Here is a 26,121-nt window from a genome sequence, read left to right as displayed (position 1 = left end):
TTTTTCTGGATGGATGGTGAAGTCATGGCGATCAAGCATTGGGCAGCAGGTGTGGCAGTGGCAGCGTTTGCGGCCGTGGGCGCGTACGTGTACCTGGACACGGGCCGCGCCGAAGCGCCCGCATCGACCTTTGTGCTGCTGGACGGCTCCAGCAAATCCACCACCGACCTGAAAGGCAAGGTCACCCTGGTCAACTTCTGGGCCACGAGCTGCACCACCTGCGTGGCCGAGATGCCCGAGATCGTCGCCACCTACAACAAGTACAACACCAAGGGGTTCGAGACCCTGGCCGTGGCCATGAGCTACGACCCGCCCAGCTACGTGGTGAACTTTGCCGAAACGCGCAAGCTGCCCTTCAAGGTGGCGATCGACAACACCGGCAACGTGGCCAAGGCCTGGGGCGATGTGCGCCTGACGCCTTCGACCTTCATCGTCAACAAGCGCGGCGAGATCGTGAAAACCTATGTGGGCGCGCCCAACTTCCCCGAGCTGCACCTGCTCATCGAGAAGCTGCTGGCCGAGACCTGACAAAGTGTGAGCCGGACGGCGGTGCTGCTCCGACGAACAAAGGGGCTGATTTCTCAAGAAATCAGCCCCTTGCGCCTTATAGGCTTGCCCTAATAGCTACCTATTTGATAGCAGACATCACTTCGCACGGTAGTTGTCATGGCAGGCCTTGCAGGTACCTGCCGCTGCGCCGAACGCGGTCTTGAGGTTGTCGAGGTTGCCCGTCTTGGCAGCGGCGGCCAGCTTGACGGTCTCGGCCTGCAGCTTGTCGGAGTGTTCCTTGAACTTGGCCTGCTCCGTCCAGATCTCCGGCAGCGCCTTGGTGGGCGCACCCTTGTCCGTGCCCGCGCCAAAACCGGCCCAGGGCAGCTTGGCCATTTCGGCCACTACGTCGGCATTTTCTTGCGCGACCTTGGCATCAAACGGCACGCGGCCATTGGCCATGGCGCCCAGGCGGCCAAAATGCTGGCCCATCACGAAGAGTGCGCTCTGGCGGTATTTGATGGCGTCCTCGGCCTTGGCAAACTGGGCCGAGGCGGGGGCCGACAGGGTCAGCGTGGCGGCGGCAAGGGCAAATGCGGCAAGTGCTTTCATGGGAGATTTCCTTTGTCGTGGGGTGGGCTCCCACCTTGGGGCCCGCTGGCAGTATGCCGCTTCGGGCGCGTTTTCGCATGGCCGGGGCCCTTCCAGCCGGGCGCAGCGTCCCTCACAATGCGCCCATCCCCTCCTCTCCTCCCCTGCCTTCGCCACCATGACGCAACACACCGTACGCATCTGGGACCTTCCCACCCGCCTCTTCCACTGGGCCCTGGCCGTCTGCGTGGTGGGGTTGGTCATCACCGCCAAGGTGGGCGGCAACGCCATGGAATGGCACTTTCGCCTGGGCTACGCCGTGCTGGCGCTGCTGGTGTTCCGGGTGGTCTGGGGGCTGATCGGCGGGCGCTGGTCGCGCTTCTCGGCTTTTCTGTATTCGCCCGCCCGGCTGGTACGCTACCTGCGTGGCAACGCCCACCCCGAGGACAGCGCCGGGCACAGCCCGCTGGGTGCGCTGTCGGTGTTTGCGCTGCTGGCCGTACTGGGCGCGCAGGTGGGCACAGGCCTGCTGAGCGACGACGAAATCGCCTTCGCGGGCCCGCTCACGCGTTTTGTCTCCAGCGCTGTGGTGGGCCAGGCCACGGGCTACCACAAGGAGATTGGCCAGTACCTCGTGCTGGGTCTGATCGCCCTGCATGTGCTGGCCGTGCTGTTCTATGTGCTGGTGCGCAAGCACACCCTGGTGCGCCCCATGCTGGGCGGCGACAAGGCCTTGCCCGTGCCCGCCGCACCGTCGCGCGATGACGCCCTGAGCCGCACCCTGGCGCTGTTGGTGCTGGCCGGAAGCGCCGGGCTGGCCTGGTGGGTCTCGTCGCTGGCCATGGCGGCAGGGTTCTGACGGCCTGGTCCAGGAACGACCTCGCTACACTGCGGCTTCCATCGTTTTGCCCCCTAGCGTTTTGGACAAGCCTTCCATCACCCTGCGAACCCCCAGCACCCCGGCCGAGCTGGACGCCGTGCGCGACATCTTCCGGGAATACGCCAGCACCCTGGGCGTAGACCTGTGTTTCCAGGGCTTTGACGCCGAACTCGCCCAGCTGCCCGGCGACTACGCGGAGCCACGCGGCGCCCTGCTGGTGGCCGTGGTCGAAGGTGCCGTGGCCGGCTGCTGCGCCCTGCGCCCGCTGGACGCCGCCGACTACCCCAACGCCAGCGAGATGAAGCGCCTGTTTGTGCGCAAGGCGTTTCGCGGTTTTGGCCTGGGGCGCGAACTCGCCGAGGCCATGCTGGACCGCGCCCGGCAGGCAGGCTATGCCTGCGTGCTGCTCGACACCCTGGACGACATGGAGTCCGCCCGCGCGCTGTACACCGACCTGGGCTTTGAAGAGATCCCGCCCTACTACCACAACCCCATTGCCGGGGCACACTACCTCAAGGTCGATATTTCTTGAGCTTTTTGGGGCCCCTGCGTGCATCCCATAAGCGCTGACAGCTATCATTTTGATAGTTCACATAGAATCAAGGCGGCCTGGTGCCAAGCATGTCGAGCCTGCACAGGTTCGGGCCGTGGGGCAGCCCCACGGTGTTCTCCAAAGCGCACATTGCGGCGCGCGAACCTCCCGCCAGCAGTGGCAACATGTTCGCGCCCAACCCGCTGGTTGGTGCCAGGCCAACCTTTTTCTGAGCGCCGCACCGTGAAGCTGTCGGCCCCCATCCGCGCCCTGGCCAGGGCCTTGGCATTGGCCCTGCTGGCCGATGCGGACAGCCCCGATCGCCGCACCCTGCACGCGCTGGCGGCCCGTGCTGGGCACTGCCTGGGCCAGTCCCCGCCCGCGCCCGACCCGCACCCCCTGCCCGAGGCGCTGTTTGAGCAACTGCGCCGCCTGTCCACGGTGTCCGCAGCCGAATGGGCCCGGCTGGAGCCCGAAGACCTCGCCACCTGGCTGTGCCGGGGTTTCTGGTGGCGCAAGGCCGGGGTGCGCAATGCCACCGCGCCCTGGCAGTCGCAAGAGGACGGCGACCCGGCCGCTGAAGACGACGACATCGGCCTGTGGGACCAGGACATCGACGGTGATGGTGAAGATGACGACCCCGGTGCCTCTACAGCCCCCTGGCACCAATGGACCGACGCCCAACTGGCCCAAAGCTTCCGCACCTGGGCGGCCAGCCGCCGCACCGGCAGGCCTTTGCACTGGCTGCTGCGCCCTGGCACAGCGGGCATGGCGCCCGCCTGGATGGGCCGAGAACCCCTGTGCCCCTTGCTGGGCAACGCCCAGGACCTGGCACAGGCCCTGGGCATCTCTTTGGAAGATCTGCTCTGGCTGGCGCCCGAGCACAGCCGTTGGCGCGAACCCCAAGGCGGCGGCCACGCCTTGCCCGTTTCACACTACCGCTATCGCCTGCTGCCCAAAGCCAGCGGCGGCTTGCGCCTGCTAGAAGCACCACGAACGCGCCTGGCAGCCGCGCAGCGCAACATTCTCGACAAGCTGCTGGCGCACATCCCCACCCACGAGGCCGCGCACGGCTTTGTACGCGGCCGCAGCGTGGGCAGCCACGCGCAGGTGCACACCCGGCAGGCCGTGGTGATCCGTTTTGATCTGGCCGATTTTTTCACCCACATCAGCGCCACACGCGTGCGCGCCCTCTGGCGTGCGCTGGGGCATGGCCGCTCGGCAGCCGAGCTGCTCACGCGCCTGACCACCACCCGCACGCCTGCCGCCGTCCGCGAGCGCCTGTGGGAAAACAGCGCACTGCCCTCGGCACTGGGAATTGCGCAGCGCCGGGCCAACACGGCCCGCCTGGCGCAGCTCCATCTGCCCCAGGGGGCGCCCACCTCACCCGCCCTGGCGAATCTGTGCGCTTTGGGGTTGGATGTGCGGCTGCATGCGCTGGCGCAGCGCTTTGGCGCACGCTACACGCGCTATGCCGATGACCTGGTGTTTTCGGGCCCGCAGAACCTGCAGGGCCAGTTTGGTGCGCTGCGCGCCTGGGTCGGCGCCATTGCGCAGGACGAGGGTTTTGCACTGCGCAGTGACAAAACCCGGCTGATGCCTGCCCATCGGCGCCAGTCCGTCACGGGCCTGGTGGTCAACCAGCGCCCGAACTACAGCCGGGAGCAGTACGACATCCTGAAGGCTCGGCTGCACCGGCTGGCGCAGTTGCCGGGGGTGGATGTGGGCGAACGCGCCCGGCTGGAGGGCGAGATCCACTGGGCTTGCCAGTGGTTGGCACCGACCCGCAAGGACAAACTCCAGCGGCTGTTCGGTGCCATCCGGTTCACGGACGTGGCTGAGAGCGAGAGGTAGCTCAGGCCTTCTGGGCTTGCTCGAGCAGCGTGCCCGCGTCGCTGACTTCGAACTTGCCAGGGGCTTCCACGTTGAGCGTGAGCACTTTGCCATCGCGCACCAGCATCGAGTAGCGGTTGCTGCGCAGGCCCAGGCCCTTGCCGTTCAGGTCCAGCGTGAGGCCGGTGGCCTTGGCGAAGGTGGCGTCACCGTCGCCCAGCATGCGCACCTTGCCGTCGGTCTTCTGGTCCCGCGCCCAGGCGCCCATCACGAAGGCGTCGTTCACGCTCACACACCAGATCTCGTCCACACCGGCTGCCTTGAACTCGGCAGCCTTTTCGACATAGCCTGGCACATGCTTGGCCGAGCAGGTGGGGGTGAAGGCGCCAGGCAGCGCAAACAGGGCAATCGTCTTGCCCGCCGTGGCCTTGTCCACCGGCACGGGGTTCGGGCCAATGCTGCAGCCCTCGCCTTCGACTTCCGAGTATTCCATCAGCGTGCTGGCTGGCAGGGTGTCACCGACTTTGATCATTGTTATCTCCTTGGGGATAGGTGGTGGGAGGGAGGGTTGAGAGGTCCACGACAGAGCATGAACCCGGGAATCTGCAGGGGCGACAAAAAAGGACGCCCACAAAGCAAAACGACCCACATTGTGGGTCGTTTTGAAGGGCCTTGCAGACCGGGGGTTGCCCGGTCTCCAATGCAGCGCTGCCTATTACAGCAGGCCAGCCTTTTGCACCAAGCGGGTCGCGACCCAGTTCTTGGTCTTGGACAGCGGACGGCTTTCGGTGATTTCGATTGTGTCACCCAGCTTGTACTCGTTGTTTTCGTCGTGCGCGTGGTACTTGCTCGACTTGCCAACGATCTTGCCGTAGAGCTCGTGCTTCACACGGCGCTCAATCAGCACGGTCACGGTCTTGTTACGCTTGTCGCTGACCACCTTGCCAACCAAGGTGCGCTTGAGGGATTTTTTAGCTTCCGTCATAGGGGCTCCTTACTTGGCGGCTTGCTTTTCAGCAAGGATGGTCTTGGCACGTGCGATATCGCGGCGGGTGGTGCGCAGCGTGTTGGTGTTACCCAGTTGCTGCGTAGCCTTTTGCATGCGCAGGCCGAAGTGGGCCTTTTGCAGCGCCTTGATTTCGGTTTCGATGCCGGCGACGTCTTTTTGGCGCAATTCAGTAGCTTTGGTCATTTTCATGGTCTCCTGAATTAAGCGCCAAGGTGGCGGCTGACGAACGTGGTGCGCAGCGGCAGCTTGGCAGCAGCCAGGCGGAACGCTTCACGGGCCAGTTCTTCGGGCACGCCGACGATTTCGAACACGATCTTGCCGGGCTGGATTTCGGCCACGTAGTACTCGGGGTTGCCCTTACCGTTACCCATACGCACTTCTGCGGGCTTGGTAGAGATTGGCTTGTCCGGGAACACGCGGATCCAGATACGGCCGCCACGCTTCACGTGGCGCGAGATCGCACGGCGTGCGGCTTCGATCTGACGGGCAGTCAGACGGCCACGGTCCGTGCACTTCAGACCGAAGTCACCGAACGCAACGGAGGCACCCCGCGTTGCGACGCCGGTGTTACGGCCTTTTTGCTCTTTGCGGTACTTACGGCGAGCAGGTTGCAGCATAGTTATTCTCCTTTACCGTCCGCTGCTGTAGCGGGCGCGGCGACTTTGCGTACGCGCTTAACGGCGGTGTTGTCAGCGCCACCGGCTTCGGCGGGCTTATCGCTGCCATCGGCAGGTGCGGAGTTCGCACCCACTGGGCGGCGTGGGCCACGGCCTGCGCCTGGACGATCGCCACCTGGGCGGCCATCACGGCGTGGGCCACGTGGGCGGCGCTCTTCGTCTGGACGAGGAGTTTCCACGGCGGGCAGGTCATTGCGGCCCAGCGTGTCACCCTTGTAGACCCAGACCTTGACGCCGATCACACCGTAGGTGGTCTTGGCTTCAGAGGTGCCGTAGTCGATGTCAGCACGCAGCGTGTGAAGTGGCACGCGGCCTTCACGGTACCACTCGCAGCGAGCGATTTCGATACCGTTCAGACGGCCAGACGACATGATCTTGATGCCCTGGGCACCCAGACGCATGGCGTTCTGCATGGCGCGCTTCATGGCGCGACGGAACATGATGCGCTTTTCGAGCTGCTGCGTGATGCTGTCGGCGATCAGCTTGGCATCGATTTCGGGCTTGCGCACTTCTTCGATATTCACTGCGACAGGCACGCCCAGGCGCGACGCGAGTTCCTTCTTCAGGTTCTCGATGTCTTCGCCCTTCTTGCCGATCACCACACCAGGACGGGCCGAGTAAATGGTGATACGGGCGTTCTTGGCGGGGCGCTCGATCAGGATGCGCGACACGGCCGCGTTCTTGAGCTTGGCCTTCAGGTACTCACGCACCTTGATGTCTTCGGCCAGCATGCCCGCGAAATCGCGGTTGCTGGCGTACCAACGGCTGGACCAGTTGCGGCTGACCGCAAGGCGGAAGCCGGTAGGATGGATTTTCTGTCCCATAGTCTTCCCGAGCCTTTAGTTGCCAACCGTCACGTACACATGGCACGTGGGCTTGCTGATGCGGTTGCCGCGGCCTTTGGCGCGCGCGGTGAAGCGCTTGAGCGTGGTGCCTTGTTCGACGTAGATGGTCTTGACCTTCAGTTCGTCGATGTCAGCGCCATCGTTGTGTTCGGCGTTGGCGATGGCCGACTCCAGAACCTTCTTGACGATGCCAGCAGCTTTTTTCTGCGTGAACGTCAGGATGTTCAGAGCCTGATCGACCTTCTTACCGCGGATCAGATCGGCGACCAGACGGCCCTTATCGACCGACAGACGGACGCCCCGGAGGACTGCACGTGTTTCAGACATGGTCGTTCCTTACTTCTTCGCTTTTTTGTCAGCGGGGTGACCCTTGAAGGTGCGCGTCAGGGCGAATTCGCCCAGCTTGTGGCCCACCATCTGGTCGGTGACATAGACCGGCACGTGTTGCTTGCCGTTGTGCACGGCGATGGTCAGACCGATGAACTCGGGCAGAACCATGGAGCGACGCGACCAGGTCTTGACTGGTTTCTTGTCCTTGGTGGCAACGGCCTTTTCGACCTTGGCCAGCAAGTGATGGTCAACAAATGGACCCTTTTTGAGAGAGCGAGTCATCTGTTACCCCTTACTTCTTGCGACGCGACACGATCATGATCTGTGTGCGCTTGTTGTTACGGGTGCGATAACCCTTGGTCAGATTGCCCCAAGGATCGACTGCATGGCGGCCTTCGCCGGTGCGGCCTTCGCCACCACCGTGAGGGTGATCCACCGGGTTCATGGCCACGCCGCGAACCGTAGGACGAATACCCATCCAGCGCTTCACACCGGCCTTGCCCAGTTGGCGCAGGCTGTGTTCTTCGTTGGCCACTTCGCCAATGGTGGCGCGGCATTCGATGTGGATCTTGCGCACTTCGCCCGAGCGCATACGCACTTGGGCGTAGGTGCCTTCACGGGCCAGCAGCGTTGCCGAAGCACCAGCCGAGCGGGCGATCTGTGCACCAGCACCGGGCTTCAGCTCGATGCAGTGGATGGTCGAACCCACGGGGATGTTGCGGATAGGCAGCGTGTTGCCAGCGCGGATCGGGGCTTCCGAACCGGACAGCAGGGTTGCGCCCACTTCCAGGTTGCGGGGAGCGATGATGTAACGGCGCTCGCCGTCGGCATAGCACACCAGAGCGATGTGGGCCGTACGGTTCGGGTCGTACTCAATGCGCTCAACCTTGGCGGGAATGCCGTCCTTGTTGCGCTTGAAGTCCACCACACGGTAGTGGTGCTTGTGGCCACCGCCCTTGTGGCGGGTGGTGATGTGACCGTTGTTGTTGCGGCCAGCCTTCTGGAACTGAGGCTCCAGCAGGGGTGCAAACGCTTCACCCTTGTACAGGTGGTCACGCGTGACCTTCACCACGGCACGTTGGCCGGGCGAAGTGGGTTTCATCTTGATAACGGCCATGATTAAGCAGCCTCCCCGGACAGGTTCAGCTCTTGACCTGGCTGCAGCGTGACGTATGCCTTGCGAACGTTGTCGCGGCGGCCCACGGTCTTGCCGAAGCGCTTGGTCTTGCCTTTGGTGTTCACCACGGAAACGCCCTTGACCTCAACCTTGAACATCAATTCCACAGCGGCCTTGATTTCTGGCTTGGTAGCGTTCTGCAGCACCTTGAACGTCACAGCATTGGACTTTTCAGCAACCATGGTGGCCTTTTCGGACACGATGGGAGCGACCAGCACTTGCATCAGACGACCTTCGTCAAACTTGAGCTTGCTCATGCGAACATCTCCTTGAGTTTGTCGATTGCACCCTTGGTGACGAGCACTTTCTTGAAACGGACCAGCGACACGGGATCGGCATAACGGGGCTCGACGACGAGCACGTTCACCAGATTGCGCGAAGCCAGGTACAGGTTTTCGTCCACTTCATCGGCAATCACCATCACCGATTGCAGATTCATGGCCTTGAACTTGTCAGCCAGAACCTTGGTCTTGGGCGATTCGAGCTTGAGCGAATCCACCACAGCCAGGCGGCCTTCACGGGCCAGCTGCGACAAGATGGCAGACATGCCAGCGCGGTACATCTTCTTGTTGATCTTCTGGCTGAAGTTTTCATCAGGCAGATTCGGGAAGATGCGACCGCCCCCGCGCCACAGGGGCGAGGAAGTCATACCAGCACGTGCGTTACCCGTACCCTTTTGCTTGAAAGGCTTCTTGGTCGAGTGACGGACTTGTTCGCGGTCCTTCTGGGCGCGAGTGCCTTGGCGGGCGTTGGCCTGGTAGGCCACCACGATCTGGTGCACCAGATCTTCGTTGTATTCACGACCGAACACGGTCTCAGGCACGTCCAGCTTGGATGCGCTCTGGCCTTGGTCGTTCAGGAGTTCGAGCTGCATTAGTTCGCTCCTTTGGAGGCTTTGGCCTTGATGGCGGGACGCACCGTCACGAACCCACCCTTGGAGCCCGGAATAGCGCCCTTGATCAAGAGCAGTTGACGCGCTTCGTCGATGCGGATGACATCGAGGTTTTGCGTGGTCTTGGTGACGTCGCCGAGGTGGCCCGTCATGCGCTTGCCGGGGAACACGCGACCGGGGTCTTGTGCCATACCGATAGAGCCTGGCACGTTGTGCGAACGGCTGTTACCGTGCGACGCGCGCTGCGAGGCCATGTTGTGGCGCTTGATGGTACCGGCGTAGCCCTTACCGATGGAGGTGCCTTGCACGTCCACCTTCTGGCCGACAGCAAAAACATCAGCCACAGGCACTGCAGCACCAGCGGCGTACTTGCCGGCGGTTTCTGCGGTCACGCGGAATTCCTGGATGATTTCACCGGCTTCCACACCTGCCTTGGCAAGGTGGCCGGCTTCTGGCTTGGTCACGCGCGATGCTTTGCGCGAACCGAACGTGACCTGCAGGGCCACGTAGCCATCGTTCTCTTGGGTTTTGATCTGGGTAACGCGGTTGTTGGACACATCCACCACCGTGACAGGCACTGCGTCCCCATCATCGGTGAACAGACGCATCATGCCCACTTTGCGACCCAGCAACCCGAGGGAGTTGCTCAGACTCATTGGTTTTCTCCAAAACTTTCACCGCTGCGACTTCAATTGGCCTCAGCGTTTTTGCTCAGCACTTGCGCGCCAGCGTGCGAAAGAAGGTTAATAAAACTCCACCCAGACCCCGCGACTTTGCAGGCGCGAGAAAGGCGAAGCCCTAAAGTATAACGCGGACTGCTTTTTCAAGCAAGTCCGCGTTACAAACCATCGGACCGGCCCTTGCGGGCCAGCCTTCCGGGATTACTGCAGCTTGATTTCGACGTCCACGCCAGCGGGCAGGTCGAGCTTCATCAGGGCGTCCACCGTCTTGTCGGTGGGGTCCACGATGTCCATCAGACGCTGGTGCGTACGGATTTCCAGCTGGTCGCGCGACGTCTTGTTGACGTGGGGCGAACGCAGGATGTCGAAACGCTTCATGCGCGTGGGCAGGGGCACGGGGCCCTTGACGATGGCGCCGGTGCGCTTGGCGGTGTCAACGATCTCGGCAGCGGACTGGTCGATCAGCTTGTAGTCAAACGCCTTCAGGCGGATGCGGATTTTTTGCTTGGACATGGCAAGTTCCTTGTTCTGCTTATGAATTAAGCAATGATCTTGGCCACGACGCCAGCGCCGACCGTACGGCCACCTTCGCGAATAGCGAAACGCAGACCTTCTTCCATGGCGATGGGGTTGATCAGCTTCACAGTGATCGACACGTTGTCACCAGGCATGACCATTTCCTTGTCGGCTGGCAGCTCGATGGCGCCAGTCACGTCGGTCGTGCGGAAGTAGAACTGAGGACGGTAGTTGTTGAAGAAAGGCGTATGACGGCCACCTTCGTCCTTGCTCAGAACGTACACCTCAGCCGTGAAGTGGGTGTGGGGCTTGATCGAGCCGGGCTTGCACAGCACTTGGCCGCGTTCCACGTCTTCGCGCTTGGTACCGCGCAGCAGCAGGCCGACGTTGTCGCCAGCTTGGCCTTGGTCCAGCAGCTTGCGGAACATTTCCACGCCGGTGCAGATGGTCTTTTGCGTGTCGCGGATACCGACGATTTCGATTTCTTCGCCGACCTTGATGATGCCGCGTTCCACGCGACCGGTCACCACGGTGCCACGGCCGGAGATGGAGAACACGTCTTCCACGGGCATCAGGAAGGCACCGTCCACAGCGCGCTCAGGAGTGGGGATGTAGGTGTCCAGGGCTTCGGCCAGCTTCATGATGGCTTCTTCACCCAGCTTGCCCTTGTCGCCTTCCAGGGCGAGCTTGGCGGAGCCACGGATGATGGGGGTGTCGTCGCCTGGGAAGTCGTACTTGTCCAGGAGTTCGCGCACTTCCATTTCGACGAGTTCGAGCAGTTCTTCGTCGTCCACCATGTCGCACTTGTTCAGGAACACGATGATGTAAGGCACGCCCACTTGGCGGGCCAGCAGGATGTGCTCACGCGTCTGGGGCATGGGGCCGTCAGCGGCGGAGCACACCAGAATAGCGCCGTCCATCTGGGCAGCGCCGGTGATCATGTTCTTCACATAGTCGGCGTGGCCGGGGCAGTCCACGTGGGCGTAGTGGCGGTTGGCCGTTTCGTATTCCACGTGGGCGGTGTTGATGGTGATACCGCGGGCCTTTTCTTCGGGCGCTGCGTCGATCTGGTCGTAAGCCTTGGCTTCGCCGCCGAACTTGGCAGACAGCACGGTAGCGATGGCTGCCGTCAGGGTCGTCTTGCCGTGGTCCACGTGGCCGATCGTGCCCACGTTGACGTGGGGCTTGGTCCGTTCGAATTTACCTTTTGCCATTTTCAATTCTCCAAAGAGCGATGCCTGTGTTGGGGTTTAACGTCTGCACCCGATTGCTGGTTCGTCCTGCACAGAGCAACGGGACGGCACCGGGTCGCAGATTGCAAAAAATTTGCTATTCAATTAATAGCTGCTAGCGCTTATTGGACAGGCGTTAGCAGCTATTTAGAGCATTATTTTGCGCGAGCGGCCATGATGGCTTCAGACACGTTGCGAGGTGCTTCGCTGTAGTGCTTGAATTCCATCGAGTACGTAGCGCGGCCTTGCGTTGCGGAACGCAGGGTCGTGGAGTAGCCGAACATTTCCGACAGCGGCACTTCAGCGCGGATGGCCTTGCCACCGCCTGGGATGTCATCCATGCCCTGCACCATGCCGCGACGGCTGGACAGGTCGCCCATCACGTTGCCGGCGTAGTCTTCAGGCGTTTCCACTTCCACGGCCATCATGGGTTCCAGGATGACCGGACCGGCCTTCTTGCAACCTTCCTTGAAGCCGAAGATGGCAGCCATCTTGAACGCCAGTTCGTTCGAGTCCACATCGTGGTACGAACCGAAGTGCAGCGTGACCTTGACGTCCACCACGGGGTAGCCGGCCAGCACGCCTTGCGTGACGGCTTCGTTGATACCCTTTTCCACGGCTGGGATGAATTCGCGAGGAACCACACCGCCCTTGATCGCGTCGACGAATTCGATGCCCTTGCCGGCTTCATTCGGCTCGATCTTGAGCACGACGTGGCCGTACTGGCCCTTACCACCGGACTGGCGCACAAACTTGCCTTCGGCTTCTTCCACCGTCTTGCGGATGGTTTCGCGGTAGGCCACTTGGGGCTTGCCCACGTTGGCTTCCACACCGAATTCACGCTTCATGCGGTCCACGATGATTTCCAGGTGGAGCTCGCCCATGCCGGAGATGATGGTCTGGCCGGATTCTTCGTCGGTCTTCACGCGGAAGGATGGATCTTCAGCAGCCAGACGCTGCAGCGCGATGCCCATCTTTTCCTGGTCGGCCTTGGTCTTGGGTTCCACAGCCTGCGAGATCACGGGCTCAGGGAAAATCATGCGCTCGAGAATGATCTGCGAGTTCACGTCGCACAGGGTTTCGCCCGTGGTCACTTCCTTCAGGCCCACGCAAGCAGCGATGTCACCGGCGCGAATTTCTTCGACTTCCTGGCGCTCGTTGGCATGCATCTGCACGATACGGCCGATACGCTCTTTCTTGCCCTTGATGGGGTTGTAGACCGTGTCGCCCTTGGTCAGCACGCCGGAGTACACGCGCACGAAGGTCAGCTGGCCCACGAACGGGTCCGTCATCAGCTTGAACGCCAGCGCAGAGAACTTCTCTGCGTCGTCGGCCTTGCGGGAAACAGGCTGCTCGTCGTCGTCCGTGCCGGTCACATCAGGAATGTCCGTTGGTGCAGGCAGGTAGTCGATCACGGCGTCCAGCATGCGCTGCACACCCTTGTTCTTGAACGCGGTACCGCACAGCATCGGGTGGATTTCCGTGGCGATGGTTCGTGTACGCAGGCCCAGCTTGATCTCGGCTTCGCTCAAGTCACCTTCTTCGAGGTACTTGTTCATCAGGTCTTCAGACGCTTCGGCAGCGGCTTCCACCATCTTCTCGCGCCATTCCTTGGCGGACTCCACCAGGTCGGCCGGGATGTCTTCGTAGCTGAACTTCATGCCTTGCGAGGCTTCGTCCCAGATGATGGCCTTCATCTTGAGCAGGTCCACCACGCCGGTGAACTTGTCTTCGGCACCGATCGGGATCACGACGGGCACGGGGTTGGCCTTCAGGCGCAGCTTCATCTGGTCGTAGACCTTGAAGAAGTTGGCACCGGTGCGGTCCATCTTGTTCACAAAGGCCAGACGAGGCACCTTGTACTTGTTGGCTTGGCGCCACACGGTTTCCGACTGAGGCTGCACGCCGCCCACGGCACAGTACACCATGCAGGCGCCGTCCAGCACGCGCATGGAACGCTCCACTTCGATCGTGAAGTCCACGTGGCCGGGGGTGTCGATGATGTTGAAGCGGTGCTCGTCGTACGAGTTGTCCATGCCCTTCCAGAAGCAGGTCGTGGCAGCCGAGGTGATCGTGATGCCGCGCTCTTGCTCTTGTTCCATCCAGTCCATGGTGGCAGCGCCGTCGTGCACTTCACCAATCTTGTGGCTCACGCCCGTGTAGAACAGAATGCGTTCGGTGGTCGTGGTCTTGCCAGCGTCAATGTGGGCCGAGATACCGATATTGCGGTAGCGCTCGATGGGAGTCTTGCGAGCCATGGTGGATCCTTGATGGGTCGTATTGGGGAGGGTGTCGGGCAGCCATACTGGCAAGCATGCCCGTCAATTTTGTGACTGCCTGAATCGACACAAGGCTGCAGGCAAAACACCTGCAGCCTTGGCCTATATCAGGACAAATCCGCGTTTTAGAAGCGGAAGTGGCTGAATGCCTTGTTGGCTTCGGCCATGCGGTGAACTTCGTCACGCTTCTTCATGGCGCCGCCACGGCCTTCGGTGGCTTCCAGCAGTTCGTTGGCCAGACGTTGGGCCATCGACTTTTCACCGCGCTTGCGGGCGGCTTCCTTGATCCAGCGCATGGACAGAGCCAGGCGACGGACAGGGCGCACTTCCACTGGCACCTGGTAGTTGGCACCGCCCACGCGGCGGGACTTCACTTCCACCATGGGCTTCACGTTGTTGATGGCAACGGTGAAGGCTTCCAGAGGGTCCTTATCGGGGTGCTTCTTCTCGATCAGTTCCAGGGCGCCGTAAATGATGCGCTCTGCAACTGCCTTCTTGCCGCCTTCCATGATCACATTCATGAATTTGGACAGCTCTACATTGCCGAACTTGGGATCCGGCAGGATTTCACGTTTGGGGACTTCGCGACGACGTGGCATTTTTTACCTCTATCTTTGCTTCAGTTGGCACCGTTTCCGGCACCGCGAGAGCCAATTCAGGACTCCCACTTACTCGACCCGCGCAGACTATCTGCGTTTGGGGTCACTACGCTGGATCACCGCGCCACGCGGGAAACAGCACCGAAAATTCTTTGCAAAAAAGCGCAGGGCTTACTTGGCCTTGGGCTTCTTGGCGCCGTACTTGGAGCGCGCTTGCTTGCGGTCTTTCACGCCTTGCAAGTCGAGCGAACCACGCACGATGTGGTAACGCACACCGGGCAAGTCCTTCACACGACCGCCGCGAACCAGCACCACGCTGTGTTCCTGCAGGTTGTGGCCTTCACCGCCGATATAGGAGATCACCTCAAAACCGTTGGTCAGGCGCACCTTGGCAACCTTACGCAGAGCGGAGTTAGGCTTCTTAGGCGTCGTGGTGTACACACGGGTGCACACGCCGCGGCGCTGTGGAGAGTTTTCCATCGCAGGGCTCTTGGACTTGGTCTTTTCGACCTCGCGCCCCTGACGGACCAGTTGATTGATGGTTGGCATGAAATACGTCCCTAAACGTAAAAAACGAAAACGTGAAACCCTTCGGAAATTCCGAAAAGCCTTCTAATGTAGCAGCAAGCCCCAGAACGGGCAAGCGGTACGAGGCTTCTCCCCATGGACGCAGCAAGCGTTCTCTTTCTGCCCAGCCGGACTGCGGCGCAAAGCATCGCCACCCACAACCGTCGAAAGCGCGCTACCCACGGGCGGCAGCCGTGCAAGGGCCGCCCCGCAGCACCGGCTGCGCCCCCCTTCCCGAATCGCGCAGCGATTCGAGAGAAGGGGTGAAGGCGCGACAGCGCCTCAGGGGGTTGCCCTCTACTTAATCCAAAGACGGATCGCATCCCAGGCGCGACCCAGAATACCCGCCTGCTCCACCGCCTCCAGCGCCACCAAAGGCACCTCGCCGACGGACTGCTCGCCCAGCATCACCTTCAGGGTGCCGATAGGCTGGCCCTTGGTGTAAGGCGCCACCAGCGGATCGGGGCGGGCAATCTGGGTCGTGACCTTGCCGGCGCTGCCCGCAGGCACGGCCACAACGATGGCTTCTTCGCGGCCGATTTTCAACACGCTGTCCTTGCCCTTCCAGACGGCGGGCGTGGCCACGGGCTTGCCTGCGTCGAACAGCTTGACCGCCTCGAACGCGGTGTAGCCCCAGTTCAGCAGCTTCTGGCTTTCGTTCGCGCGCGCGTTTTCGCTTGCGGCACCGAGCACGATGGACAGCAGGCGGCGCTGGCCCACGCCGGGGAATTCACGCTTGGACGTGGCCACCAGGCAGTAGCCCGCGGCGGCGGTGTGGCCGGTCTTGAGGCCGTCCACGGTCGGGTCGCGGAACAGCAGCGAATTGCGGTTGCTGCCGTTTGATGCCGGGGTGCCCGGGTAGCTGTACTGCTTGGTGGAGTAATAGTGCATGTACTCCGGGAAGTCCTTCATCAGGCGCATGGCCAGCACGGAGAGGTCGCGCGCCGTGGTGGTGTGGCCGGGCTCGGTCAGGCCTTCGGGGTTTTTGTAGCTCGTGCCGTTCATGCCCAGGGCCATGGCCTGATCGTTCATGAGCTTGACGAAGTTCTCGGCCGTGCCGCCCACGCCTTCGGCCAGGGCCATGGTGGCGTCGTTGCCGGACTGCACGATCATGCCCTTGATGAGGTCTTCGACCGGCACCTGCATCTTGGGGTCGATGAACATGCGCGAGCCGGGCATCTTCCAGGCGCGCACGCTCACGGGCAGCTTCTGGTCCAGCGCGATCTTCTTGGCGCGCAGCGCGTCAAACACCAGGTAGCCCGTCATGAGCTTGGTGAGCGAGGCCTGCTCCACCGGTGCGTCGATGTCCTTGGCGGCCAGCACCTGGTTGGCGGTGACATCCACCAGCATGTAGGTGCGCGCGGCGATTTCGGGGGGCTGGGGTGCCTGGGCCAAGGCGCCAAAGGCAGCAGGGGCCACCGCAGCAAAGACGGCCAGGGATCGCAACGCAGACAGGATTCGTTTCATGGGGCAATAGGGGGCTGGAGAGGCTCAGAAAAAGAGGAAAAGAAAAATGCGCAGAGAGGGGATGAAGGCCCGGAGAGCCCGGGCCGCCCCCTCAGGCGCCCGATTGCAGGTGGCGCACCACCAGATTCTTCAAGAGCGGCAATTGTCCGTGAAAGAAATGCCCCCCCGCCGGGATCACTGTGACAGGCAGTATCTGGGGCCGTGCCCAGTCCATGACGGACGCCAGTGGCACGGTGTCGTCCGCCTCGCCGTGCACGACCAGAGTGCTCAGGTGGGCGTCAGGTGGCACCGGGGCCACGGTGAATCGGCTGGCTGCGGTGCCGACCAGCACGGTTTTGTCCACGCGGCCCGTCGGCCAGAGCGCCGCCAGCGCGTGGCTGGTGACAAAGGCGCCAAACGAAAAACCCGCCAGCGCAATGCGCTGGCCCTCGGCCGCAGGCGCCACCTGCTCCACCACGGCGAGCAGGTCTTGCAACTCGCCCCGGCCGTCGTCATGCACACCCGCTGTGCCGCCCACCCCCCGGAAATTGAAGCGCACGGCCGTCCAGCCGCATTGCACCAAGGCGCGCGCCAGGGTCTGCACCACCTTGTTGTCCATGGTGCCGCCAAACAGCGGGTGCGGGTGGGCAATGATGGCCACGCCTCGGGGGCTGGCACCCTCGGCCAGCGCGGCGCTGTCGCGCACGGCCTCGATGGCGCCTGCAGGGCCGGTCAGGGTCAGGCGTTCGGTATGGGCATTCACGGAATCGCTACTCTATTGATAGCTGCAAACGCTTATCCATCAGGCGGAAGCAGCCAAAATCATTCAAAACCCGAAGCGGGATGGAGCCCGTATCAGCGACCAAGTTCCGCTGGCGTGACCAGGCGTTCCACCACCTGGCCGTTCTTGAGGTGCGATTCGACGATTTCGTCGATGTCGGCTGCGTCCACATAGGTGTACCAGGTGCCCTCGGGGTAGACCACGGCCACGGGGCCGCCCGCGCAGCGGTCCAGGCAGCCTGCCTTGTTCACGCGCACCTTGCCGGCGCCCGACAGCCCGGCCGCCTTGACCTGGGCCTTGCAGCGGTCAAACCCCGCCTGGGCGTTGTGGTGGGCACAGCTGTCTTCGCCGTTGGTGCGGTCGTTCAGGCAAAAGAAGATGTGGCGCTGGTAGTAGCCGGGCGCTGCGGCCGGTGCGGTGGATGGTTCGCTCATCCCGGCATTTTAGGTTTGCGCATCCCGCCGGGACACGCGCAGCAGCACATACAGCAGCGTGGCATAAGGCCACAGCCAGCCCAGCCACTGTCCCAGGCCATAAAAGCGGATGAAGCGCCCCTGCTCCCAGATCTGCAGCGTCTGGGCGAAATACGCACTGGTGGGCGCCTGGTTGAGCAGCGCCAGGTGCCAGGCCAGCGCCAGCAGCAGCATGGCGGCGCAGGCCCGGCGCGGCAGGGCCAGCATCAGCAGGGCCAGTGCCAGCGCACCCCACACCCCCACGCGCACGGGCAGGCTCATCCATTCCCAGGCGTGCACCGGGCCCCAGCTCAACGCGGCCGACAGCGCCGTGAGGACCACCCCCACCGCCACCACCCCCAGCGCAAACAATGCGCGCCGCCCCATCTGGCGGATCACGCAGTAGCCCAGCAGGCAGGGGATGAGCAGGCCCAGCGTCACGCACAGCAGCTCGCCACTGGGCGAGAGCGGGTCGAGCGCCGCCTCGCGCAGGGGCAGCCAGTCCAGAAATGGCGTGTCGGCCAGCAGCTCGATGAGCGCCGCCTCCAGCCGCTCCAGCACCTGGCCCAGGCCAAAGGGCACAGCCGCCGGGAACAGCAGCGCCATCGGCCACAGCGCCAGCAGCACCATGCCGCCCGAAGCGTCCGAGACAAACCAGCGCGAGCGAAAGTCGCTCCAGCGGTCGAGCGCGCCCAGGCGCTCCAGCAGGGCGGCGCTCAGGGCGCCCGCCAGGGTGCCGCCCATGTTGAGCAGCAGGTCCAGGTTCGACGGCACCCGCCGGGGCAGGTAGATCTGCAGAAACTCCAGCGACAGCGACAGCAGCGTGCCCGCCACCGTGGCCAGCGCCACGGCCGCCAGCACACGCCGCCAGCCCGAGCGCAGCAGGCCCAGCACCAGCAAAAAGCCCAGCGGCGCATAACCCGCGGCGTTGGTGACCACATCAAACCCCGTCCAGTACGGCGGGGGCAGGCGGGCCAGCAGGAACACCAGCGGGTCGATGCCCTGCGCGCGCCAGCCGTCAAACGGGAACAGGCTCGCAAAAACAATGAGCGCCGTGTAGATCAGCGCCAGGGGCCAGGCAGAAGTCTTGTGCACCAGCGTCCGCCCTGCACCATCAAAACGGCTTGACCACCACCAGGATCACCGCCACCAGCAGCAGCAGGACGGGCGCCTCGTTGAACCAGCGGAACCACACATGGCTCCTTCGGCAGGTGCCATCGGCCAGCTTGCGCAGCAGCACGGCGCAGGCGTGGTGGTAGCCGATCACCAGCAGCACCACGGCCAGCTTGGCGTGCATCCAGCCATTGCCAGGGCCCCGGCCGATGCCGTAGCCCATCCAGAGCCACACCCCCAGGGCCAGCGCAGGCACCGCCAGCAAGGTGGTGAAGCGCAGCAGCTTGCGCGCCATCAGAAGCAGCCGTTCGCGCTCAGCCACCGAGCCCGGGGCCACCATCTGCAGGTTCACGAAGATGCGTGGCAAATAGAAAAGGCCTGCAAACCAGCTGGCCACGAAAACGATGTGAAAGGCTTTGACCCAGAGCATGGGCGCAGTTTACGTGGGCGGGCACCCGCTCAGGACCTGCGTTCAGTGCGGGCGAAAAAAAGCCCGGCTGTCCGCCGGGCCAGGAAAGCCTGTTTTGCATTGCTGCAATCCGAGGCCCCGCTCAGGGAGGAAAGCGGGGGGCAGCAAGCCGCCCGGCGCCAATTTAGCACCGGGCACAGGCTGTTACAAGCGGCATATCCCGACGCTGGCGCGGCCGCATGAAGCAGTGCAACTGGCACGCATTTGGCACAGCGCTGCCAGCGCACCCGTGGATCCGGCTGTGCCGGTCCAGGGGGTGCGTCCCCCTCGGGGGAAGGCGCCGACAGGCGCCACAGGGGGGCTTCATAATCCAGTGATGCACCTCCAAAGCCCCGCCCCCTTCCCCCAGAACCGCCCCCGCCGCCTGCGCCGCGATGCCTTCACCCGCCGCCTGGTGCGCGAGAACGTGGTCACCGCCGACGACCTGATCTACCCCGTGTTCGTGCACGAGGGCACGAACCGCAGCGAGGCCGTGACCTCCATGCCCGGCGTGGACCGCCTGAGCCTGGACTTGCTGCTGCCCGTGGCCGAAGACTGTGTGAAGCTGGGCATCCCTGTGCTGGCGCTGTTCCCGGCGATTGACCCGTCGCTCAAGACGCCGGACGGCAAGGAAGCCCTGAACCCCGACGGCCTGATCCCGCGCGTGGTGCGGGCACTGAAGAAGGAATTTCCCGACCTGGGCGTGATGACCGACGTGGCGCTGGACCCCTACACCAGCCACGGCCAGGACGGCGTGCTGGACGAGACCGGCTACATCATCAATGACGAGACGGTGGAGATCCTCACCGGCCAGGCGCTCACGCATGCCGAGGCGGGCGTGGACATCGTCGCACCCAGCGACATGATGGACGGTCGCATCGGCGCCATCCGCGAGGCGCTGGAGGTACAGGGCCACATCCACACCCGCATCATGGCCTACAGCGCCAAATACGCCAGCGCCTTCTACGGACCCTTCCGCGACGCGGTGGGCACGCGCGGCGCTTTAGGCAAGGCCGACAAGAACGTCTACCAGATGGATCCCGGCAACAGCGACGAGGCCCTGCGCGAAGTGGCCATCGACATCGCCGAAGGCGCCGACATGGTGATGGTGAAGCCCGGCATGCCCTACCTGGACATCGTGCGCCGCGTCAAAGACGAGTTCAAGGTGCCCACCTTCGCCTACCAGGTGAGTGGCGAGTACGCCATGATCAAGGCCGCTGCGGCCAACGGCTGGCTGGACCACGATGCCGTGATGATGGAAAGCCTGCTGGCCTTCAAGCGCGCAGGCGCCGATGGCGTGCTGACCTACTTTGCCCGCGACGTCGCCCGGAAACTTCAAAAATAATAGCTGCCAGCGCTTACCCAGCGCGCGCAGACGCCATTTTTGAGCACAAACCCGGGGCCCGGTTGTTCATGCGAATCTTTCACATCCACAGCGGCGGCGTGCAGGAGCTGGCCGCGCTGCCCACGCAGATGCCCGCCCAGGGTTTTGTCTGGATTGCCTGCGCACGCCCGGCCTTCCAGGCGCAGCTGGCCGAGGTCCAGGCCAGCCTGCAGGCCCTGGTGGGGCTGCAGCTGGTGGACCTGCATGTGTCCGACCTGCTCAACGCCCAGCTGCCCTCGCACTACGACTACACCTCGCAGTACGACCTGCTGGTGTTCCGCCGCCTGGCCACTGCGCAGGGCGAAGCCGCCGACCCGGCCCCCGGGGGTGACGGCCCGGCCAGTGCGCCGCTCAAGCGCAGCGGCCCGCCCGTGCTGCGCCGCATCGACACCAGCCCGGTGGGTTTTGCCGTGTTCGACCAGTTGTTGCTGACCGTGCACCCCACCGACTGCGCGGTGCGCGACGCCTATGCCGCCCGCCTGCTGGCCGCCCTGCCCGCCAGCCCAAGCGAAGGCCGCAGCAGCCCCGTGCCCGGCGCCCGCGTGCCCACCAGCCCGGCCGATTTGATGCTGCGCGTGGTCAACCAGATGGTGGACGGCTACCTGGACCTGCGCCGCGAACTCACGCGCCAGCTCGACCACTGGCAGACCGAGCTGCTCAAGCCCCGCGCGCGCTACGTGAACTGGGGCTCGCTGCTCGAAGCCCGCCTGGCCCTGCACGGGCTGGACGAAATCTGCGAAGACCAGCGCACCGCTGTGCAGGACTGGATCGACGCCCTGGAAACCTGGGCCCTGCCCGACACGCCCGCCGGCCTGCGCGAACTGGACCTGCTCAAAGTGCGCAGCCGCGATGTGCTGGAGCACATCGAGCGCGTGGTGCACCACGTGCGGCGCCTGGAGCAAAGCACCGAAACCGCCGTACAGATGCACTTCAGCGTGCAGAGCAACCGCACCAACGACATCATGCGCACGCTCACGGCGCTCACCGCCGTGTTCCTGCCGCTGAACCTGATCGCGGGTATTTTTGGCATGAACTTCGAGTTCCTGCCACTGATCCACAAGGCCGATGGGTTCTGGTGGGCGCTGGGGTCGATGGTGCTCATCGCGCTGTCGCTGGTGCTGCTGTTCTGGCGCAAACGGTATCTGGCCAGAACTCGGTGACTTCCCCCTGAGCGGCTGCGCCGCTTCCCCCTTCTCTCGAATCGCTGCGCGCTTCGGGAAGGGGGACGATGCCCTCGCTGCGGGGCGGCCCTTGCTCGGCATCCCTGGCTGGGGTCAGCGCCCGTATCGACGGGCGTCACCCAAAAACAGGAAGGAAGGGTCATCCCTTCCAGCGCCCTATGGCCGGGCCACCCCAAACAGCCCCGCCGCGTTGTCCCACGCCACCTTGCGCGCCACATCGGCGGGCAGGCCGCCCAGCCACTGGCGGTAGCCCTGCATCAGGCTTTCGTAGTGCTGCCAGCGCTGGTTGACCCAGGTGTCCGAGCCGATCACGAAACGCGTAGGGTACTTGAGCAGCAGCGCGCGCCAGGCGGGGCACAGCTGATTGTCGTCACACACCAGGCCGGGGCGGTACGAGAGTTCGCCCACCAGGCCCGGGTAGCGGGCCATGAGCGCATCCACCCGCTCCACCGGCGCACCGCCAATGCCGGTGTGGGCCCAGATCAGGCGCGCCTTCTGGCCTTTGGACGGGGTATTGGCCATCAGCAGGTCGATGGCCACATCGTCCACATGGGCCAGCACCACCAGGTCTCGCTGCTCGGCCAGGGCCATGAGCTTTTTGGCCACGGGGCCGTTGGCATTGGCGCTGTCGTACAGGTGGAACTCGCCAATGCCCCGGTACGGCCCCGCCGCCGTGCCGCGCGCCAGCTCGGTCTGCACCATCGTGTAGATGCTCTCGTCGGCAAACCAGCCGGTGTAGTCGGCGCGGTTGCGGTACAGCCGCACAAAGGGCACCACGGTCACGCCCGCCTCGCGGGTCTGCGGCAGGCCCGCCAGGGTGAGAGAGCCGGTGTTGGGCCGCGAATTGGCCACGATGGCGCGCACGCCGCTGGCCTTCATGCGCGCCAGCACATCGGCGGGCGGGTGGGGGCCCGTTTTGCCGTCCCAGGCTTCCTCGTTGTAGTGCAGGTGGGCGTCGAGCAGGGGGCCGGTGTAGTCGGCGGCGTGGGCTGCAGCGCCAATAGCTATCAAAAGCATAGCTATCAGTGCTTGGTGGACAGGCGCAAGGGGCCTAAAAAGCTTCAAATTTTCCATGGCAGCCCCCCGTTTGTGCGTTGTGGGTTTTCTCAGGCCAGGTGTTTGTCGAAGAACGCCAGGGTGCGATCGCGCGCGGTCATGGCGGCGGGCTCGTCGTAGCTGCCGCGCTGGTCGCAGTTGAAGCCATGGTCAGCCGCGTAGATGTGCACCTCGGCACCCGGCTGGGCGCGGGCAAAGGCCTGCACGCTGTCTACAGGAATCCAGTGGTCGCGCTCGCCAAAGTGGGCCAGCACGGGCACGCGGGGTTGGCGCGCGGCTTCGTCGGGGCTGGTCATGCCACCGCCGTAGTAAGGCACGGCGGCCGACAGGCCGGTGAGCGTGCAGGCCGCGCGCCAGGTGAGCAGCCCACCCCAGCAAAAGCCCACGATGCCCACCTTGCGCCCGCTTTGCGCGGCGGCGTAGTCGATGGCGGCCTGGATGTCGGGCATCACGCCGGGGGCTGGCAGGGCCTCCACCGCGGCTTTGAGGCCCATGCCGGCCTGCATGTCGTCGCCGGTGTAGCCCAGCTCCACGTTCTGCTGCACGCGGTGGAAGGTCGAAGGCGCCACCGCCAGGTAGCCGCGCGCTGCAAAGCGGTCGGCCACGGCGCGGATGTGGGAGTTGACGCCAAAAATCTCCTGCAGCACCACCACGGCGCCGCGCGGGGCCGCGTCAGGCTGGGCCACCCAGGCCGGAAACACCAGGCCATCGCTGGAAGTCATATCCACAAACTGTCCCATGCTGCTATCTCCTTGAAGAAAAAAGGGGTCCACACGTTGCGCCCCCGGCACATCGGGCTCTGCCCGATCCCCCGAGAACCTGTTCCAATGCGCCATTCTTGCAGGAGACCCCGATTTCATGGACAAGATCGCCTTAATCACCGGCGCCAGCCGAGGCATTGGCGCTGCCACCGCGCTGCGGGCCGCGCGCCAGGGCTGGGCGGTGGCGGTGAACTACCAGGGCAACCAGGCCGCCGCCGATGCGGTGGTGCAGCAGATCCGCGCCGCAGGCGGCACCGCCCTGGCCGTGCAGGCCGATGTGGCCGACGAGGCCCAGGTGCTGGCCATGTTCACCACCATCGACGCACAACTGGGCCGCATCACCGCGCTGGTGAACAACGCGGGCGTGGTGGACACCACCCAGCGGGTGGACGAAATGAGCGTGGCGCGCCTGCGCCGCATGTTCGACGTCAACGTGATCGGCAGCTTTGTCTGCGCCCGCGAGGCCGTGCGCCGCATGAGCACGAAACACGGCGGCGCGGGTGGCAGCATCGTCAACGTCTCCAGCGCCGCATCCCGGCTGGGCTCGGCCCACCAGTATGTGGACTACGCAGCGGCCAAGGGCGCCATCGACACCTTCACCATCGGCCTGGCGCGCGAGGTGGCGGCCGAAGGCATCCGCGTGAACGCCGTGCGCCCCGGCCTCATCGAAACCGACATCCACGCCAGCGGCGGCCTGCCCGACCGCGTGCGCGACCTGTCCCACCAGGTGCCCATGCAACGCGGCGGCACGGCCGAAGAGGTGGCCGAGGCCATCGTGTGGCTGATGTCGGATGCTTCGCCGTACACCACCATGTCCCTACTCGACGTATCCGGAGGCAGGTAGTGAAGCACCCCCTGAGTCGCTTCGCGCCTTCCCCCTCTCTCGCTTCGCTGCGCGATGCGGGAGGGGAACGCCCCCCGGCGCGGCGGGGCGGCCCTTGCGCGGGGGCACTGGCCTTTGCCGTGACAGTTTCAACGGCTATGAGCACGCAGCAGAATGGAGAACTGATATGGACTTGAAACCCCTCATTACTTTGCTGGCCATCGTGAACCCGCTGGCCATCGTCCCGTTCTTCATCCACTACACCCAGGGCTTTTCGTACGCGCAGCGGCGGCGGACCATCCAGGTGGCCAGCTTCAGCGTTTTTTGCGTGATTGCGGCCTGTGCGCTGCTGGGCCTGCAGATCCTGGACTTCTTCAACATCTCGCTGCAGAGCTTTCAGGTGGGTGGCGGCATGCTGCTGCTCATCAGCGCGATGAACATGCTCAACGCCCAGCCCGCCGAGGCCAAGCCCAGCACCAACGAGTACGAAGAAGGGGCAGAGAAAGCCGCCGCAGGCAGCAGCATTGCCGTGGTGCCGCTCACCATCCCGCTGCTCACCGGCCCGGCCAGCATGTCCACCGTGGTGATCTATGCCGACCGAGCCCAGGGCGTGTGGCAGACCGCCACGCTGGTGGGCTACGGCGTGGTCATCGCGCTGGCCACGGCAGTTTGTTTTTCGCTGGCCGACCCGATTGCGCGCGTGCTGGGCAAGACAGGCATCAACGTGATGACCCGGCTCATGGGCCTGATCCTGGCTGCGCTGGCGGTAGAGGTGATGGCGGACGGGCTGGGCAAGATTTTCCCAGTGTTGATCGCGCGCTGACCGCCCATGTCTGCCCGCCTGCTGCTGCTCGAAGACGACCCCGCCATCGCCCGCACCGTGGCCTATGCGCTGGAGCGCGACGGCCTGGCAGTGACGCACAGCCTGCTGGTGCACGACGCGCGCCAGCAGCTGCAGCGCGCACGTTTTGACCTGCTGGTGCTGGACGTGGGCCTGCCCGATGGCAGCGGGCTGGATCTGCTGCGCGATGTGCGCAATGCGCCGACTACCGCTGCCCTGCCTGTGCTGATGCTCAGCGCCCATGGCGAAGAGATCGACCGCGTGCTGGGCCTGGAGCTGGGCGCCGACGACTACCTGACCAAACCCTTCAGCCCCCGCGAACTGGCCGCCCGCGTGAAGGCGCTGCTGCGCCGCGCAGGCCACGGGAACGGCAATGGCAACGGCCACCCGGCGGCGCCTGCCGCCTCGGCCACCGCGCTGTTCCACGACGACGAGACGGGCCAGCGCATCAGCCTGCGGGGCCAGGCCCTGCCACTAACCCGGCGCGAATACCGCCTCCTATCCCACCTGCTGCGCGGCGCAGGCCGCATCCACTCCCGCGACGCCCTGCTGGCCGCCGCCTGGGGCGACGACAGCGAAAGCACCGACCGCACGGTGGACACCCACATCAAGACCCTGCGCGCCAAGCTGCGCGAAGTGGACCCAGCGCGCGAGTACATCAGCACGCACCGGGGCATGGGTTACTGCCTGGACATCTGAAGCCAAAT

33 protein-coding genes are annotated in these 26,121 nt (G+C 64.1%); 9 read left to right on the top strand and 24 right to left on the bottom strand.

All coding sequences use genetic code 11. From position 1 onward, the window contains the following. Positions 1-24: 24 nt before the first annotated feature. Positions 25-528: a TlpA disulfide reductase family protein gene (locus ACSQ3O_RS01905; protein WP_298457112.1), complete on the top strand. Its 504-nt coding sequence runs from the start codon at positions 25-27 to the stop codon at positions 526-528. 117 nt (positions 529-645) lie between these two features. On the opposite strand, the gene ACSQ3O_RS01900 is transcribed toward ACSQ3O_RS01905, so the two are convergent. Continuing rightward, complete coding sequence (locus tag ACSQ3O_RS01900; RefSeq protein ID WP_298457111.1) at positions 646-1,101, bottom strand: c-type cytochrome; 456 nt, start codon at positions 1,099-1,101, stop codon at positions 646-648. 157 nt (positions 1,102-1,258) lie between these two features. Here ACSQ3O_RS01900 and ACSQ3O_RS01895 point away from each other — a divergent pair, with 157 nt between their 5' ends. From ACSQ3O_RS01895 to ACSQ3O_RS01885, 3 genes are all read left to right on the top strand, one after another. Continuing rightward, complete coding sequence (locus ACSQ3O_RS01895) at positions 1,259-1,939, top strand: cytochrome b/b6 domain-containing protein (protein WP_137749697.1); 681 nt, start codon at positions 1,259-1,261, stop codon at positions 1,937-1,939. Between the two features lie 61 nt (positions 1,940-2,000). Beyond that, a complete protein-coding gene (locus ACSQ3O_RS01890) occupies positions 2,001-2,492 on the top strand; it encodes a GNAT family N-acetyltransferase (protein ID WP_137749698.1) in 492 nt (163 codons plus the stop codon). A 243-nt stretch (positions 2,493-2,735) separates the two neighbouring features. Beyond that, positions 2,736-4,346 carry a reverse transcriptase family protein gene (locus tag ACSQ3O_RS01885; protein WP_436137672.1) on the top strand — a complete coding sequence of 537 codons (1,611 nt, stop codon included), beginning with the start codon at positions 2,736-2,738 and terminating at the stop codon, positions 4,344-4,346. A 1-nt stretch (position 4,347) separates the two neighbouring features. Here the strand turns inward: ACSQ3O_RS01885 and ACSQ3O_RS01880 are convergent, their stop codons facing one another. The 21 genes from ACSQ3O_RS01880 to ACSQ3O_RS01780 form a co-directional block, all read right to left on the bottom strand. Beyond that, the gene (locus ACSQ3O_RS01880; RefSeq protein ID WP_137749700.1) at positions 4,348-4,857 is read right to left on the bottom strand and encodes a peroxiredoxin; all 510 of its coding nucleotides are present in this window, start codon (positions 4,855-4,857) and stop codon (positions 4,348-4,350) included. 183 nt (positions 4,858-5,040) lie between these two features. Continuing rightward, positions 5,041-5,310: a 30S ribosomal protein S17 gene (gene rpsQ, locus ACSQ3O_RS01875; protein ID WP_063460171.1), complete on the bottom strand. Its 270-nt coding sequence runs from the start codon at positions 5,308-5,310 to the stop codon at positions 5,041-5,043. A 9-nt stretch (positions 5,311-5,319) separates the two neighbouring features. Further along, a complete protein-coding gene (gene rpmC / locus ACSQ3O_RS01870) occupies positions 5,320-5,517 on the bottom strand; it encodes a 50S ribosomal protein L29 (RefSeq protein WP_137749701.1) in 198 nt (65 codons plus the stop codon). Between the two features lie 17 nt (positions 5,518-5,534). Next, positions 5,535-5,951 (bottom strand): 50S ribosomal protein L16, encoded by a 417-nt coding sequence (rplP, locus tag ACSQ3O_RS01865; RefSeq protein ID WP_015012190.1) that lies wholly within the window; start codon positions 5,949-5,951, stop codon positions 5,535-5,537. 2 nt (positions 5,952-5,953) lie between these two features. After that, positions 5,954-6,835 carry a 30S ribosomal protein S3 gene (gene rpsC / locus ACSQ3O_RS01860; RefSeq protein ID WP_137749702.1) on the bottom strand — a complete coding sequence of 294 codons (882 nt, stop codon included), beginning with the start codon at positions 6,833-6,835 and terminating at the stop codon, positions 5,954-5,956. A gap of 15 nt (positions 6,836-6,850) precedes the next feature. Beyond that, positions 6,851-7,183, bottom strand: a complete 333-nt coding sequence (gene rplV / locus ACSQ3O_RS01855) for a 50S ribosomal protein L22 (protein WP_005796970.1) — start codon at positions 7,181-7,183, stop codon at positions 6,851-6,853. A gap of 9 nt (positions 7,184-7,192) precedes the next feature. Then, positions 7,193-7,468, bottom strand: coding sequence for a 30S ribosomal protein S19 (gene rpsS / locus ACSQ3O_RS01850; protein ID WP_010467177.1), 276 nt, complete (start codon positions 7,466-7,468; stop codon positions 7,193-7,195). A gap of 10 nt (positions 7,469-7,478) precedes the next feature. Further along, a complete protein-coding gene (gene rplB, locus ACSQ3O_RS01845) occupies positions 7,479-8,303 on the bottom strand; it encodes a 50S ribosomal protein L2 (protein WP_063460173.1) in 825 nt (274 codons plus the stop codon). 2 nt (positions 8,304-8,305) lie between these two features. Beyond that, entirely contained in the window at positions 8,306-8,620 is a 315-nt protein-coding gene (gene rplW / locus ACSQ3O_RS01840) for a 50S ribosomal protein L23 (RefSeq protein ID WP_436137671.1), read from the bottom strand. Beyond that, positions 8,617-9,237, bottom strand: coding sequence for a 50S ribosomal protein L4 (gene rplD, locus ACSQ3O_RS01835; RefSeq protein WP_298457096.1), 621 nt, complete (start codon positions 9,235-9,237; stop codon positions 8,617-8,619). Before rplD ends, rplW begins: the two co-directional genes overlap by 4 nt. Then, positions 9,237-9,911, bottom strand: a complete 675-nt coding sequence (gene rplC / locus ACSQ3O_RS01830; protein WP_063460174.1) for a 50S ribosomal protein L3 — start codon at positions 9,909-9,911, stop codon at positions 9,237-9,239. Before rplC ends, rplD begins: the two co-directional genes overlap by 1 nt. Positions 9,912-10,136: 225 nt before the next feature. Further along, positions 10,137-10,448 carry a 30S ribosomal protein S10 gene (gene rpsJ, locus ACSQ3O_RS01825; protein WP_005796953.1) on the bottom strand — a complete coding sequence of 104 codons (312 nt, stop codon included), beginning with the start codon at positions 10,446-10,448 and terminating at the stop codon, positions 10,137-10,139. A gap of 26 nt (positions 10,449-10,474) precedes the next feature. Continuing rightward, the gene (gene tuf / locus ACSQ3O_RS01820; protein ID WP_056642984.1) at positions 10,475-11,665 is read right to left on the bottom strand and encodes an elongation factor Tu; all 1,191 of its coding nucleotides are present in this window, start codon (positions 11,663-11,665) and stop codon (positions 10,475-10,477) included. 173 nt (positions 11,666-11,838) lie between these two features. Beyond that, positions 11,839-13,941 carry an elongation factor G gene (gene fusA / locus ACSQ3O_RS01815; RefSeq protein ID WP_137749039.1) on the bottom strand — a complete coding sequence of 701 codons (2,103 nt, stop codon included), beginning with the start codon at positions 13,939-13,941 and terminating at the stop codon, positions 11,839-11,841. Between the two features lie 146 nt (positions 13,942-14,087). Beyond that, positions 14,088-14,561 (bottom strand): 30S ribosomal protein S7, encoded by a 474-nt coding sequence (gene rpsG, locus ACSQ3O_RS01810; protein WP_005798541.1) that lies wholly within the window; start codon positions 14,559-14,561, stop codon positions 14,088-14,090. A 171-nt stretch (positions 14,562-14,732) separates the two neighbouring features. Further along, positions 14,733-15,110 (bottom strand): 30S ribosomal protein S12, encoded by a 378-nt coding sequence (rpsL, locus tag ACSQ3O_RS01805; RefSeq protein WP_015012185.1) that lies wholly within the window; start codon positions 15,108-15,110, stop codon positions 14,733-14,735. 315 nt (positions 15,111-15,425) lie between these two features. Beyond that, entirely contained in the window at positions 15,426-16,595 is a 1,170-nt protein-coding gene (locus ACSQ3O_RS01800; RefSeq protein ID WP_436137670.1) for a D-alanyl-D-alanine carboxypeptidase family protein, read from the bottom strand. Between the two features lie 91 nt (positions 16,596-16,686). Continuing rightward, complete coding sequence (locus ACSQ3O_RS01795; RefSeq protein ID WP_436137669.1) at positions 16,687-17,337, bottom strand: alpha/beta hydrolase; 651 nt, start codon at positions 17,335-17,337, stop codon at positions 16,687-16,689. A 92-nt stretch (positions 17,338-17,429) separates the two neighbouring features. Next, positions 17,430-17,789 carry a (2Fe-2S) ferredoxin domain-containing protein gene (locus ACSQ3O_RS01790; protein WP_436137668.1) on the bottom strand — a complete coding sequence of 120 codons (360 nt, stop codon included), beginning with the start codon at positions 17,787-17,789 and terminating at the stop codon, positions 17,430-17,432. 9 nt (positions 17,790-17,798) lie between these two features. Then, the gene (locus ACSQ3O_RS01785; protein ID WP_436137667.1) at positions 17,799-18,902 is read right to left on the bottom strand and encodes a VanZ family protein; all 1,104 of its coding nucleotides are present in this window, start codon (positions 18,900-18,902) and stop codon (positions 17,799-17,801) included. A 19-nt stretch (positions 18,903-18,921) separates the two neighbouring features. Further along, complete coding sequence (locus tag ACSQ3O_RS01780) at positions 18,922-19,350, bottom strand: CopD family protein (protein WP_298452036.1); 429 nt, start codon at positions 19,348-19,350, stop codon at positions 18,922-18,924. 355 nt (positions 19,351-19,705) lie between these two features. Here ACSQ3O_RS01780 and hemB point away from each other — a divergent pair, with 355 nt between their 5' ends. Both hemB and ACSQ3O_RS01770 read left to right on the top strand, forming a co-directional pair. After that, a complete protein-coding gene (hemB, locus tag ACSQ3O_RS01775) occupies positions 19,706-20,713 on the top strand; it encodes a porphobilinogen synthase (RefSeq protein WP_436137666.1) in 1,008 nt (335 codons plus the stop codon). 68 nt (positions 20,714-20,781) lie between these two features. Then, the gene (locus ACSQ3O_RS01770; RefSeq protein ID WP_436137665.1) at positions 20,782-21,912 is read left to right on the top strand and encodes a magnesium transporter CorA family protein; all 1,131 of its coding nucleotides are present in this window, start codon (positions 20,782-20,784) and stop codon (positions 21,910-21,912) included. A gap of 177 nt (positions 21,913-22,089) precedes the next feature. Here the strand turns inward: ACSQ3O_RS01770 and ACSQ3O_RS01765 are convergent, their stop codons facing one another. Continuing rightward, positions 22,090-22,950, bottom strand: coding sequence for an amidohydrolase family protein (locus ACSQ3O_RS01765; RefSeq protein WP_436137664.1), 861 nt, complete (start codon positions 22,948-22,950; stop codon positions 22,090-22,092). A gap of 89 nt (positions 22,951-23,039) precedes the next feature. Beyond that, positions 23,040-23,729: a dienelactone hydrolase family protein gene (locus ACSQ3O_RS01760; RefSeq protein ID WP_436137663.1), complete on the bottom strand. Its 690-nt coding sequence runs from the start codon at positions 23,727-23,729 to the stop codon at positions 23,040-23,042. A 118-nt stretch (positions 23,730-23,847) separates the two neighbouring features. On the opposite strand from ACSQ3O_RS01760, the gene ACSQ3O_RS01755 reads away from it, so the two are divergent. From ACSQ3O_RS01755 to ACSQ3O_RS01745, 3 genes are all read left to right on the top strand, one after another. Beyond that, positions 23,848-24,594 (top strand): SDR family oxidoreductase, encoded by a 747-nt coding sequence (locus tag ACSQ3O_RS01755; protein WP_436137662.1) that lies wholly within the window; start codon positions 23,848-23,850, stop codon positions 24,592-24,594. Positions 24,595-24,760: 166 nt separating this feature from the next. Next, on the top strand, positions 24,761-25,396 hold the full coding sequence (locus ACSQ3O_RS01750; RefSeq protein ID WP_094290177.1) for a MarC family protein: 636 nt from the start codon (positions 24,761-24,763) through the stop codon (positions 25,394-25,396). A 6-nt stretch (positions 25,397-25,402) separates the two neighbouring features. Continuing rightward, positions 25,403-26,113 (top strand): winged helix-turn-helix domain-containing protein, encoded by a 711-nt coding sequence (locus ACSQ3O_RS01745; protein WP_436137661.1) that lies wholly within the window; start codon positions 25,403-25,405, stop codon positions 26,111-26,113. Positions 26,114-26,121 lie beyond the last annotated feature (8 nt).

It is taken from the genome of Acidovorax sp. LjRoot74 (assembly GCF_964254355.1).
Classification (GTDB): Bacteria; Pseudomonadota; Gammaproteobacteria; order Burkholderiales; family Burkholderiaceae_C; genus Acidovorax.
Note: the sequence above shows the minus strand (reverse complement) of the source record. Positions and strands in the feature narration are given on the sequence as shown.